Source organism: Rhodohalobacter sulfatireducens, assembly GCF_022012475.1.
Lineage (GTDB): Bacteria > Bacteroidota > Rhodothermia > Balneolales > Balneolaceae > Rhodohalobacter > Rhodohalobacter sulfatireducens.
Genome location: NZ_JAKLWS010000001.1, coordinates 40,367 through 53,770 on the forward strand (window position 1 = coordinate 40,367; position 13,404 = coordinate 53,770).

Consider the following 13,404-nt stretch of genomic DNA (forward strand, 5'->3'; position numbering starts at 1 on the left):
TTACAAGCTTGATCAAGGCTCAACACACCCCTGATGGTTCGCTAAACGCTCTCCCATCTGTCCCCTCTCGAGAGGGGAATAATTCAATTCTCTCCTACTCAAACCCATCAAAAAAACCTAAAAACCTAAAAACCGATTATACATCGGCAACTAACGACTCCCCGAAAAATCGGGACTGAAACACTCAGCATGACTAAAGACTTCCATAACTGTCGAGACTTCGAAATTCACTTAGCATGACTAACAAAATCATTCGCTTTTTTCTTGAAAATAAATTAGTTGCAGTACTGCTTTTACTGGTACTGACCGGATGGGGTATCGCCACTGCGCCGTTTGACTGGAATATCGATTCCATCCCGCGCGACCCGGTTCCGGTGGATGCCATACCAAATCTCGGTGAGAATCAACAGATCGTTTATACCGAATGGCCGGGTCAGTCGCCACAGGATGTGGAAGATCAAATCACTTATCCGCTCACGACCCAACTTTTAACGGTACCCGGAGTTCGAACCGTTCGAAGTACCTCTATGACCGGCCTCTCCAGTATCTACGTGATTTTTGAAGAGGATATTGAATTCTACTGGAGTCGCTCGCGCATCCTTGAAAAACTCAATGCGTTGCCCGCCGGAACCCTACCCGGAAATGTTCAACCGGCACTCGGTCCCGATGCCACGGCTTTGGGACAGGTGTATTGGTACACGCTTGAAGGGCGCGACGAAAACGGAGATCCGACCGGCGGCTGGGATCCACAAGAGCTTCGATCGATCCAGGATTTTTATGTGGGATACGGACTTTCCGGAGCGCAGGGTGTGGCTGAAGTCTCATCCATTGGTGGATTTGTTCGGGAATACCAGGTGGATGTCGACCCAAACAAAATGATGGTTTACGATGTTACTCTTTCGGATGTCTTTGAGGCGGTTCGCAATAGCAATGTGGAAACCGGTGCCCGAACGCTTGAGATGAACAATGCCGAATACCTGGTTCGCGGACTTGGTTATATCAAAAGTATCGACGACCTGGAATCTGCCGTTGTAAAAGTGGTGGATAACACGCCCATTCGAATTCAGGATGTGGCGTTTGTCACGATGGGTCCTGCACAGCGGCGCGGCGCCCTCGACAAAGCAGGAGCCGAAGCCGTTGGCGGCGTGGTGGTAGCCCGCCAAAATGCCAATCCCCAACAGGTGATTGACAATGTAAAAGCCAAAATTGAGGAGATCTCATCCGGACTTCCATCCAAGACTCTTTCCGATGGAACCGTCTCAAAAGTAACCATTATCCCGTTTTATGACCGCTCAGAACTGATTGGAGAAACTCTCTACACCCTTGAAGAAGCTCTCACTCTCGAAATACTGATTACGATTATCGTGATCGTGATTATGGTTCTTAATCTTCGGACCTCCATCCTGATCTCAACCATGCTGCCGCTTGCGGTTCTGATGAGCTTTATCGGCATGAAATATTTTGGCGTGGATGCTAATATCGTGGCGCTGTCCGGAATTGCAATTGCCATCGGTACCATTGTGGATATGGGCGTTATCCTGTCTGAAAACATGCTCCGCCATATGGAGGATATGGATGAAGATGAGTCGCTTCTCGAAGTAATTTACAATGCCACGGTTGAAGTTGCGTCCGCTGTGATAACGGCTGTAACAACGACGATTGTCAGTTTCCTGCCGGTCTTTACGATGATTGCGGCCGAAGGGAAACTCTTTAAACCTCTTGCCTACACAAAAACCTTTGCCCTGATAGCATCCATAATCATAGCCATCACTTTGATTCCACCGTTTGCGCACTGGTTTTTTGGATTTAAAGTAAACAGTCGAAAACTCAAATTGGGATGGAACGGCTTATTGGTTATTAGTGGATTCGTTATTGTATTTACTGTTTCAGGATGGGCCGGACTCCTGATTTTAGGATTTGGCCTCATCAACGGTGCAGGATTTTTTCTTGATGAAAATTATCAGCAACGAATTCCGCTGCTCAATAATGTTTTGGCGGTTGCAGTCGTCACCTGGCTGCTCACAAAATATTGGCTCCCATTCGGCCCCTCCGTCTCATTCCTTGGAAACCTGATTTTTATTGTAATACTGATTGCCGTCATCCTGGTCAGTTTTTGGCTGATCATCAAATACTATGACCGGTTGATCTCCTGGTGCCTGGATTATAAAAAGACATTTCTAGCCCTTCCTACAACGTTTGTTGTTTTGGGGATGATGATCTGGCTGGGATTTGCCTCTGTATTTGGATTTATAGCAACCGGTTTTGATGCTGTGGGGGTAAACGTTCGAACGACCTCACTCTGGTCATCTGCAACAGGTACATTCCCCGGTTTAGGCGAAGAGTTTATGCCCACTTTGGATGAAGGCGCCTTTCTATTAATGCCCACAACCATGCCACACGCGGGTGTCGAGGAAGCGATGGACGTGATGCAGAAGCTGGATATGTCTGTCGCCTCCATTCCGGAAGTGGAAACGGTCGTCGGAAAAATGGGGCGAACGAACTCCGCTCTCGATCCCGCCCCTATCTCCATGTTTGAGAATGTGATTCTTTATAAATCAGAATACAAAACGGATGAGAGCGGCCGACGAATTCGCTATCGCGTGGATGACAACGATGAATTCGTCCGGGATGAAAATGGTGCATTGATTCCTGATTCTGACGGAGAATTCTATCGCCAGTGGCGGGATGAAATTCAATCGCCTGATGATATCTGGAATGAAATTGTTGAGGCATCCAGAATTCCGGGCACAACTTCTGCACCAAAACTTCAACCTATCCAAACACGCCTCGTGATGCTTCAGTCGGGCATGCGTGCACCAATGGGAGTTAAAGTGAAAGGCGATAATCTTGAAACGATCGAATCATTCGGACTTCAACTTGAGGATGTTCTTCGGGAGGTTCCGGGAGTCAATGCATCCTCGGTGTTTGCAGAACGCATCGTCGGGAAACCGTATTTAGAGATCGACTGGAACCGAAATGAATTGGCACGTTACGGGCTCTCCATGCAGGATGTTCAACATTTCGTAACGGCCGGAATCGGGGGAATGCCTGTATCTACTTCGGTAGAGGGACGGGAGCGCTATGATATTCGCGTCCGTTTTGCTCGTGAACTGAGAGGTGATCCAGAATCAATTTCTGAACTTTTGGTGCCCACAAAAACCGGCACGCAAATTCCATTGGGACAACTTGCCGAGATCAATTACCGGCAGGGGCCCCAAGCGATCAAAAGTGAAGACACATTCCTGGTTGGCTATGTGATTTTTGATAAGCGGGACTCCTTCGCCGAAGTAGAATTTGTGGAGAATGCCAGAACCGTTATCCAGGATCGAATCGATTCAGGAGAGTTAATTGTCCCGGCCGGTATCAACTTTGAATTTGCCGGAAATTACGAAAACCAGGTACGTGCTGAGAAACGACTCAGCATCATCCTGCCAATTGCCCTGGTCATCATCTTCTTGATCATGTACTTCCAGTTCAGGTCCGTAGCCACAACAGGCATGATCTTCACCAGTATTTTTGTGGCCTGGGCCGGTGGCTTTTTACTCATTTGGCTCTATGGGCAGGGGTGGTTTTTAAACATCGACCTTTTCGGACAAAACCTCAGAGAGGTCTTTCAGATGGGAACTGTCAATTTGAGTGTGGCGGTTTGGGTTGGGTTTATCGCTCTGTTTGGAATTGCGGCAGACGGCGGTGTCGTAATGGCTACGTATCTCGATCAGCTGTATGACCGAAAACGGCCCTCAAGTTTACAAGAACTGCGGGAAGTAGTTGTTGAAGCGAGCTCACAAAGAATCCGGCCGACTCTGATGACAACCGCCACAACCATCCTGGCCCTGCTGCCGGTCTTGACATCCACCGGTCGCGGTTCGGACATCATGGTTCCAATGGCTATTCCAAGTGTTGGAGGAATGTTACTGCAGGTCATCACCCTCTTTGTGGTTCCCGTCCTCTACTTCATCTGGAAAGAATTTCAACTTAAACGGAGTATGAAATGAACACTACAGAATATCGAATAATGAACAAAAGAATATCGAATGCTGAAGTTTACTCAGCGAACGCTCTGCGAACCCTGCGGTTGATTCTTTTTACTCTCATTATGGCAATGCCCTTTTTGCTGAATGCGCAATCCATCGAAGATTACCAAAAGATCGCAGCAGAGAATAATCCTGAAGTACGGTCTGCTTTTCATCAATATCTTGCGAGCCTGGAAGAACCGGATCAAATGGGTGTTTTGCCTGATCCTGAGATTGCCTTTGCTTATTTCATCAGTCCGATTGAAACTCGCCTCGGCCCCCAACAGGCACGCATTTCCCTCACGCAGATGTTTCCCTGGTTTGGAACTCTTGGTGATAAACGGGAAATAGCATCCATTCAAACAAAAGCTCATTTCGAGACATTTCGGGAAACACGAAATCGGGTATTCTATCAAACCGAAAAAGCCTTTCTGGATCTCTACGAGTTAGATCGAAGTATCGAAATAGCGAAAGAGAATCTTGAGATCCTGAACTCGTTAGTGGAGATCAGCCTTCGCCGATATGAAACTAATCAAGCCACACAAGTTGATGTATTGCGAGCCCAGATTGAACAGGAAGACCTGAAGACACAACTGGCACTTCTTCGGGATAACCGGACTGTCCTGGAACAGAAAATCAGTGAACTGCTTAACCATCCGGAAAATATTCAGATTCACGTTCCGGATACTCTGCATGCGGATCTTCTTTTGGATGATTCTCAATCACTGAGAAATCAATTGATTCAGGAAAATCCAATACTGTCCCGGCTGCGATATCAAGAGGAATCCTCCAAAGAGATGAAGGAGTTAGCGGCTAAAGATGGCAAACCATCTTTTGGGATTGGTGCTGATTACATCTTTACAGGTGAACGTACAGATATGGCCGGGTTGACTGACAATGGAAAAGACGCCTTAATTGCACGTGCAAGTTTTAGGATTCCGTTGTTCAGAAATAAGTATAATGCGCAGGTTCAACAAGCAGAACAAAATATTCAGTCAGCGCAAATGCAGATTTCATCCAAAGAAAATTCTCTTGAAACCGACTTGGATGAATCTTTAAGAGACTATTATGATGCAGACCGTCGGTTTGAGTTGTACGATCAAACACAGATCCAGCGAGTGAACCAGGCTCTCACCATCATGATGCAAGCATACTCAGCGGACAGCTCCAATTTTGAAGAGATTCTCCGTATGCAACGGAAGTTGCTTGACTACCAACTCAACCGAATTCAAGCTCTCGCTGATATGTATAAGGCAGCCGCATACGTCGAGTATTTGACAGGACAGAACAATATCAATCCAAACGAAATTTAAATAGATAAACAGTATTGAGTAGCAAGTATTAAGAAAAACTGAACCATCTCAATACTTACTACTTGATACTCACTACTAAACTCAAAAATCATGAATACAAAAAATATACTTCTTTATGCCGGATTGTTGATACTTGGACTGTTTATCGGATACCTCTTTTTTGGAGGATCCGGCTCAGAGCAACCGATGGATGAGCACATTGAAGAGGCACATACAGATGAACAGGGAAATGTTGTATATACATGCAGCATGCATCCGCAGGTTCGTCAGAATGAGCCGGGAAACTGCCCAATTTGCGGGATGGAACTGATTCCCGCCGAGGATGAATCCAATCAAGCGGCAGATAATCCATATACAATGACGATGACCCCGGCATCGATGAAACTGGCTGAAATACAGACGACAGCAGTTGTGAGAGACCGAGCAGTGAGCACCTTCAGGTTGCCGGGTAAAGTCACAGAGAATCAAAATAATGTCTCGAATGTGACGGCACATTTTCCCGGTCGAATTCGTGATTTGTATGTGGACTATGCCGGCACGTATGTAAGAAAAGGCCAACGGTTGGCGTCCATCTATTCCCCTGAATTAATTGCAGCACAGCAGGAATTACTTGAAACGGCAAAGTTTAAAAATCAAAATCCCCGACTCTACGAAGCATCCAGGCGCAAGCTTCTTCTTTGGGAATTCCCGGAGAGCACCATCAACCAGATAGAGCAGAGTAGAGAAATTATGACGGAACTGGACTTCTATTCCCCGGTCGGCGGATATGTTTCCCAACTGGCCATATCCCGGGAAGACCATGTCATGGAAGGCGAAATGCTCTACCGCATCGTAGATCTCTCAACGGTGTGGGTTGATTTCCAGGCTTTTGAGTCTAACATCTCCTCAATTGAGGAAGGAGATAATATCCGGTTTACAATTGAAGCTGTTCCGGGGCAAACATTTGAATCTACCGTGGTTTATGTGGATCCATTCCTGGACAATCAATCCCGAACAGCTACCATACGGGCGAGGGTTGAGAATCGTGGAAATCAATTGAAACCCGGCATGCTTGCAACAGCCGAAATACAGTCAGGTAATTCAGCTGAAGCTCAGTTAATGGTTCCACGATCTGCTGTTATGTGGACGGGAAAACGATCAATTGTGTATGTACAACTTCCCAATATGGAAACCCCAACGTTTGAAGCGAGAGAAGTCGTACTGGGGAATCGAGCCGGCAGTTTTTACGTGATTGAGTCAGGTCTTTCTGAAGGTGAGCAGGTTGTCACCAATGGAACTTTCAAGATCGACAGTGCAGCTCAATTGTCTGATAAACTAAGTATGATGAATAGGGAACCCGGCACCGGTACAAACCGATCGGGACATGAAGGGCATACCATGCCTTTGGAATCGTTCGAGGAAATGGACACGAACCAGGACGGCGATGAGGATCACTCCCAACATCAGCAGATTGAGATAGAGTCAGCCAGGGAACCTAACGAGCCCCAGGGTTTGAATATTAAATCTCAACAAGATATTCATTCGATCATGCCGGCTTATCTTGCAACAAGAGCAGCACTTGCCAATGACGATTATGTTGAAGCGAATACCCAATTTCGCTCATTCACAGATATCCGCACAACCAATATCGAGGAGCTTCGTGCCGCTTTTAAACAGGTGTCTGAAGATCTGATTGCCGCCGTGGAAGAGTTTGGATACGAAGGAACTTTATATAAACAGTTTTGCCCAATGTATGGAGGCGGAAGTCAATGGATCAGTGATAACGAAGAGATTGCAAATCCATACTACGGGGATCAAATGCACAACTGCGGAGAAACCATCGAAGCACTTTAAAACGATATTTCTAATCATAAACAGATCAAAATCATGAAAAAGTTATTCATTTTAATCGCTCTTGTATTCTTAATCACTTCAACGATTTTAGCACAAGAAAGTGGAAATCATCAACACAGCGAACACCTTGAAACACTTTTAACCGAATATCTGGAAATCAAACGTGCCTTGGTGAATGACAATTTTGAAGGGGCTAAATCCGCTCTTCAAAGTTTTTCACAAGAGATAACTACAAATAATGAGATGAAACATCATCCCGAGCACAGTCTGATGCATGAAACTCATCACAGCACTATGATTACTGCGGTTGAATCGGCATCCAATGCTGAAAATATTGACCAACTCCGCAACTCATTCGATGAAATTTCTGCAGAGCTGATCAAAGCCGTAAAAAATCAGAATATCAAAACCAATCTCCATGTTCAATTCTGCCCGATGGCTGACAATGGCGATGGAGCAAGATGGCTCAGTGAGAACGAAGAGATTAAAAATCCATATTATGGTTCGATGATGTCCACTTGTGGATCTTTGCAAGAGCAGATTTAGCAAACATTAATCAGGAGGAATTATGAAGTTAGTTAAAGCTTACATCCGTCCGATATTATTGGAAGAGATGTACAAAACCCTACGATCTGAAGGACACTGTTGTATCACAGTGTTCCGTGGAGAAGGTGCAGGACAGTATACAGACCCGGAACACGCACACGGTTCGCTAAATTTTCCGGCCATGCATTCACATGTTGTAAAAGTTGAAATTGCTGCTGTGGATGAGGATGTACCCTCAATTATTAAAATTATCCGGAATACTACCTCAACAGAATCGAAAGGCGATGGAATTATTTTTGTTATGCCTATTGAGGAGATGGTAAGAATTCGTGATGGTAAAAAGGGAGCAAAAGTAATTTACTGAACTTTTCAGTTAACATTATGAATAGACGCTAAATAATCGATGTAAAGAACTATTTCACTAAATCTTACATAAAGCAATAAAATTATGCATGATTTTCAATTTTTCGGAGGAGGCTGGATGATGTTTTTCTGGTGGTTTTTAATTATCGCACTGGTAATTATTCTCATTCGGGCCTTCATGAATACCAGTCAAAACAAACAGAGAAAAGAGACACCCATGGATATACTCAAACGCAGATATGCTGAGGGTGAAATTGATGAAGAGGAGTTCAACAAACGAAAAAAGGAATTGCTTAAATAGCAGGATATGGACCGAAAAACCTTTTTAAAATATACAGGAGCCAGTGCAGGTTTATTGTTGGCTCCCTCCATTATAACATCATGCGTTACTGATGGTACCAGCCGTTCGGAACTCTATCAATATCCACTCCAGTTTCCCGAAAGTTTGGATCGTGATGAACTAAAAGCGTCTCCCAGCAACCTTACTATTGCCGGAGAATATTCTTTAGACGCTTTCTTGTTTAACGGAAGTTTACCTGGTCCCACAATTCGTAAAAGAAGAGGAGAACGATTTCAAATCCAATTTCAAAATGATATTGGGCAGGAAAGCATTATCCACTGGCACGGAATGATCGTACCTCCGGAAATGGACGGGCACCCAAAAGACGTAATTTCTGAGGGAAATTATTCGTATGATTTCAAAATCAATCAACGCGCCGGAACCTATTGGTATCACCCGCATCCTCATCAAATTACAGGACCTCAAGTGTATCGCGGATTAGCAGGTTTTTTTATTGTTACAGATGAAGAGGAAGAAGCACTCAACCTACCCTCTGGAGAATTTGAAATACCACTGATCATTCAGGATCGAAAAATAGACGACTCTGGTAACTTATACTACAACCCTTCCATGCCGGAACGTATGATGACGGGCTATTTGGGCGAGCATATATTTATTAATGGTGTCCCCAACCCACATCATGAAGTTCAGGCCAGACCTTACCGCCTGAGATTGTTGAATGGTTCCAATGCCAGAATCTATAATATTGCTTTTCGCAATGGACATTCTTTTACCGTGATAGGTTCAGACGGGGGACTTTTACCTCAACCTGTTGAAACTTCGGAACTTCTGATAGCACCCGGAGAACGGGCAGATTTACTGGTTGATTTCTCAGAAGGATTTTCCGGAAACTCAACAGAGTTAATCAGCAAAGAGTTTTCAGTGCCTTCAAATGGAGGAATGATGGGAAACATGCCTCAAATGATGGGACAGGGAGGGCCTGAACAAGGTATTGAATTTCCATTAATGAAATTCCGCATTAACAATGATGTGGACTCATCGCCTTCGATCAATCTTCCCCAACAGCTTTCTGAGATCAATTTTCCTTCCCGGAATGATGTCGTGCGAGAGCGAGAGATAGAGCTAAACATGGAGATGATGACCGGACACACCATTAACGGGCGGCTCTTTGAAATGCTACGCGTTGATGAACAAATAAGCCAGGGAGATACAGAAATTTGGGAATTCATAAACAACTCCGCTGTTCCCCATCCTATGCATATACATGCTGTACAATTTAAAGTGTTAAACCGAAGCGGTTATCGAGACCTAATTCCAACCGAATCCGGATGGAAGGATACCGTTCTGGTTATGCCGGGAGAACGAGTTCGAGTGATTATGACATTCAATGCTCAGAGCGGATTGTATGTATTTCACTGCCATAATTTAGAACATGAAGATGCAGGTATGATGGCAAATTTAGAAATTACTTAAGGGTAGGTAATAATAATAATAACAAAACAGTGATTACTTAAACCTATTATGACCCATGCGAATTTACATCAAAAATATGGTATGTGGCCGTTGCAAACAGGCTGTTAGAACAACACTTGAGGAAGTGGGACTTCAACCTGTTCAGGTAGAGCTGGGCGAGGTGAAGTTGCAGGAAGAGGATATTTCTTCCTTGAAAGACACTCTTGTAAAAAAACTACAAAGCCAAGGCTTTGATTTGCTCGACGATAAACGAACTCAAACAATTGAAAGAGTGAAGAATCTGATTACGGATCTGGTTCATAATAAGAACAATGCTCTTGAAATGAATTTATCCGACTACCTTGTGAACGAACTCCACAAAGACTACAGCCATCTGAGCAATCTTTTTTCTGAAGTCGAAGGCATTAATATCGAGAAATACTACATCCTCCAAAAAATCGAAAGGGTTAAGGAGTTGTTATTCTATAATGAACTTACATTGAGTGAAATTGCCTTCCAACTCAACTATTCAAGTACCGCCCACCTCAGCAATCAGTTTAAAAGTGTGACCGGTTCAACACCCACACAGTTCAAAAACCTGAGAAACGCGCACCGACACCCGCTGGATGATCTGTAAATCTTTTAACTCAATCCCTATGCCAAAACTTTATAACAATCTCCAAAAATCCTGTAACAAAAAGTTTGATTGAATCACTTAGATTTTTTCTGAAATTACTATGAACCAAATAAATAAAACTATGAGCACACAACAATCATCAACAAAACAAACAGTCGTACAAATTGGCGGAATGGCATGTTCCGGTTGTTCAAACGCCGTTCAAAAAGCTCTTGAAAATCAAGAAGGTGTTACAAAAGCGGCAGTCGATCTCGAAAATGAAACGGCCTCAATAACCTATGATTCGGATTCGGTTTCAGATGATGATTTTAAACAGGCGATTGAAAAAGCCGGTTATGAGTTTAAAGGAGTTAAATAGCGTGAGTTGTAAACTTACGTCAGTTCGAGCCTGACTTGTCGGTAGACAGGCGCATCTTCGACCACTTTTGGTCTGAACTGCCTGCCCAAACCGTCGGAGAAGTCGAAAAACTCACTTTAAATAAGCTGTTTCACATATTGCTCACCATCCTAATACTAAGAGTATTCAAAACGAATGAGAAAGGAATACAAAAATCCTAAAACTTTAATAAGGGGAGTCTCATGAACCAAGATCATAATGAACATCACAACCATAGCCAAAACAATGGTAAGCCGTCAAACCACTCCAAGCGGTCAGACGGTTCTCATAACCACAATCACGGGGGCCAGGAAGGCCATTCACATCGTGAGCATCATAAAATGATGGTGGAGGATTTTAAATTCCGGTTTTGGTGGGTTCTGGCGCTAACTATTCCCATTCTCGCCCTCTCCCCAATGATCCAGGAATTTATGGGAGTTGACTGGCGGTTTACCAATGATTCCTGGATTCTTGCCGCACTTTCAACTGTAGTCTTTTTCTTTGGTGGCTGGCCGTTCTTAACAGGCCTTGTTGACGAGCTTAAGGAAAAACAACCCGGTATGATGACGCTCATCGGCCTGGCGATCACGGTAGCCTATGTATATAGTACAGCTGTGGTCTTTGGGTTTGATGGCCATCTGCTCTATTGGGAGCTGTCTACCCTGGTTGGAATCATGCTGCTGGGACATTGGGTGGAGATGCGATCTGTATTGAGTGCTTCTGCTGCTCTTGAGGAGTTGGCAGAACTTTTGCCCGGGGAAGCACATCGTGTGAAAGAGGATGGATCCACCGAAGATGTACCCCTGGAACAATTGAAAAAAGGTGACAAAGTACTCATTAAACCGGGAGAAAAAATTCCTGCGGATGGAACTGTTGTTAAAGGTGAATCCAGCGTGAATGAGGCGATGCTTACGGGTGAATCCAAACCGGTCAATAAATCTAAAGATGATGAAGTAATCGGCGGGTCGGTCAATGGTAAAGGTTCGCTTACGATTGAGATTAAGAAAACCGGTGATGAATCATTTCTCTCTCAGGTGGTTGATCTTGTGAGGCAAGCCCAGGAAAGTAAATCCAAAACTCAGGATCTTGCGAATCAGGCCGCTTTCTGGCTGACGATTATTGCGATTTCTGCCGGAGCATTAACCTTTGCAGGATGGGCATTTTTTACCGGACAGGATATCAGTTTTATCATGAACCGAACCGTTACGGTGATGGTGATTACATGTCCGCACGCACTTGGATTGGCTATTCCGCTGGTCGTTTCTGTCTCCACAAGTTTGGCCGCAACCAATGGATTCCTGATCCGGAACCGTGCCGCATTCGAACAGTCGCGAAATCTGCAGGCCGTCATCTTTGATAAAACCGGAACGCTTACCGAGGGCACGTTTTCAGTTACGGATGTTCTCAATTTCAACGATCAATTTTCTGATGACGAGATCTTAACCTACGCCGCATCCCTCGAAACCAATTCGGAGCATCCCATCGCCAAAGGTATTTTAGAAAGAGCTGAAAACACGTTGGATGTGGATGAATTTAATTCCATCACCGGAAAAGGGATTGAAGGCGTTGTAGATGGAAAAAATGTGAAGGTGGTGAGTCCGGGTTACATTCGCGAAGCTGAAATGGACTATCCGAAAAAGAAAGTTGAGGAAATATCGTCACAAGGCAAAACAGTAGTATTTGTGATTATTGAAGATAAACTTTGCGGGGCTGTGGCATTGGGAGATAAAATTCGGGAATCATCCCGTAATGCGATCAAAACCTTGCATGAAATGGGACTTGAATGCGTTATGTTAACCGGCGATAACCAACAAACTGCCGATTATGTTGCCAAAGAACTGAATATCGACCAGGTGTTCGCGGAAGTCCTGCCCGATGAAAAAGCGGATAAAGTAAAAGAAGTTCAAGGTCAGGGAAAACGTGTTGCCATGACGGGCGACGGTGTGAATGACGCCCCCGCCCTTGCTCAGGCTGATGTTGGAATCGCCATAGGTGCCGGTTCAGATGTAGCCGTTGAAACCGGAGATATAGTATTGGTTAAAGACAACCCTGAAGATGTTGTCAACCTCATCAAACTGTCGGGAGCTACCTACAACAAAATGATTCAAAACCTGGCCTGGGCGACCGGTTATAACGTCATTACGATTCCGCTTGCAGCCGGTGTTTTATATAGCTGGGGAATCATTTTGAGTCCGGCCGTGGGAGCCGTGTTGATGTCGTTAAGTACGGTAATTGTCGCAGTAAATGCTCGGTTTTTGAAGATGGAGAAGTAAATCAAGAGACCCTCACTCCCCTAATTAGTACAAATTAAGGAAATACAAATCCTTCAATTCAAAATAATTGGGGGATTCATAGACACGTACGAAAATGCCGAGTTTGAAATTATTTCAAGGGATAATTACCCGGAATTTGTTCTTTAACCGTACCATTCAAATAGTACTTAATACAGTTTTTGTGGAGGTTAATGCACGATTCTTGAAGAAGAGTAAATAAGATTTAGTGAATAGTTTTAACCTAACTTCTATCTGTGAACTGTATAGGTTTATTGGACAGAATAAATCAACTTACAT

Annotated in this window: 10 protein-coding genes; all 10 read left to right on the forward strand. The window is 44.3% G+C overall.

Annotation, left to right across the window (positions count from 1 at the left end):
• The first annotated feature begins 236 nt into the window (after positions 1-236).
• The 10 genes from L6773_RS00180 to L6773_RS00225 all read left to right on the forward strand — a co-directional run bounded on the left by L6773_RS00180 (position 237) and on the right by L6773_RS00225 (position 13,107).
• Complete coding sequence (locus tag L6773_RS00180; protein ID WP_237851810.1) at positions 237-3,995, forward strand: efflux RND transporter permease subunit; 3,759 nt, start codon at positions 237-239, stop codon at positions 3,993-3,995.
• Entirely contained in the window at positions 3,992-5,326 is a 1,335-nt protein-coding gene (locus L6773_RS00185) for a TolC family protein (protein WP_237851811.1), read from the forward strand. The genes L6773_RS00180 and L6773_RS00185 overlap by 4 nt, the downstream gene beginning before the upstream one ends.
• 90 nt (positions 5,327-5,416) lie before the next feature.
• Positions 5,417-7,159, forward strand: coding sequence for an efflux RND transporter periplasmic adaptor subunit (locus L6773_RS00190; protein ID WP_237851812.1), 1,743 nt, complete (start codon positions 5,417-5,419; stop codon positions 7,157-7,159).
• A 33-nt stretch (positions 7,160-7,192) separates the two neighbouring features.
• Complete coding sequence (locus L6773_RS00195; RefSeq protein ID WP_237851813.1) at positions 7,193-7,705, forward strand: DUF3347 domain-containing protein; 513 nt, start codon at positions 7,193-7,195, stop codon at positions 7,703-7,705.
• Positions 7,706-7,727: 22 nt separating this feature from the next.
• Positions 7,728-8,069, forward strand: a complete 342-nt coding sequence (locus L6773_RS00200; protein WP_237851814.1) for a P-II family nitrogen regulator — start codon at positions 7,728-7,730, stop codon at positions 8,067-8,069.
• Positions 8,070-8,153: 84 nt separating this feature from the next.
• The gene (locus tag L6773_RS00205) at positions 8,154-8,369 is read left to right on the forward strand and encodes an SHOCT domain-containing protein (RefSeq protein ID WP_237851815.1); all 216 of its coding nucleotides are present in this window, start codon (positions 8,154-8,156) and stop codon (positions 8,367-8,369) included.
• A 6-nt stretch (positions 8,370-8,375) separates the two neighbouring features.
• A complete protein-coding gene (locus L6773_RS00210; protein WP_237851816.1) occupies positions 8,376-9,842 on the forward strand; it encodes a multicopper oxidase family protein in 1,467 nt (488 codons plus the stop codon).
• A 55-nt stretch (positions 9,843-9,897) separates the two neighbouring features.
• Positions 9,898-10,458, forward strand: coding sequence for an AraC family transcriptional regulator (locus L6773_RS00215; protein ID WP_237851817.1), 561 nt, complete (start codon positions 9,898-9,900; stop codon positions 10,456-10,458).
• A gap of 121 nt (positions 10,459-10,579) precedes the next feature.
• Entirely contained in the window at positions 10,580-10,816 is a 237-nt protein-coding gene (locus L6773_RS00220) for a heavy-metal-associated domain-containing protein (RefSeq protein WP_237851818.1), read from the forward strand.
• Between the two features lie 221 nt (positions 10,817-11,037).
• Positions 11,038-13,107: a copper-translocating P-type ATPase gene (locus tag L6773_RS00225; RefSeq protein ID WP_237851819.1), complete on the forward strand. Its 2,070-nt coding sequence runs from the start codon at positions 11,038-11,040 to the stop codon at positions 13,105-13,107.
• Positions 13,108-13,404: the final 297 nt, after the last annotated feature.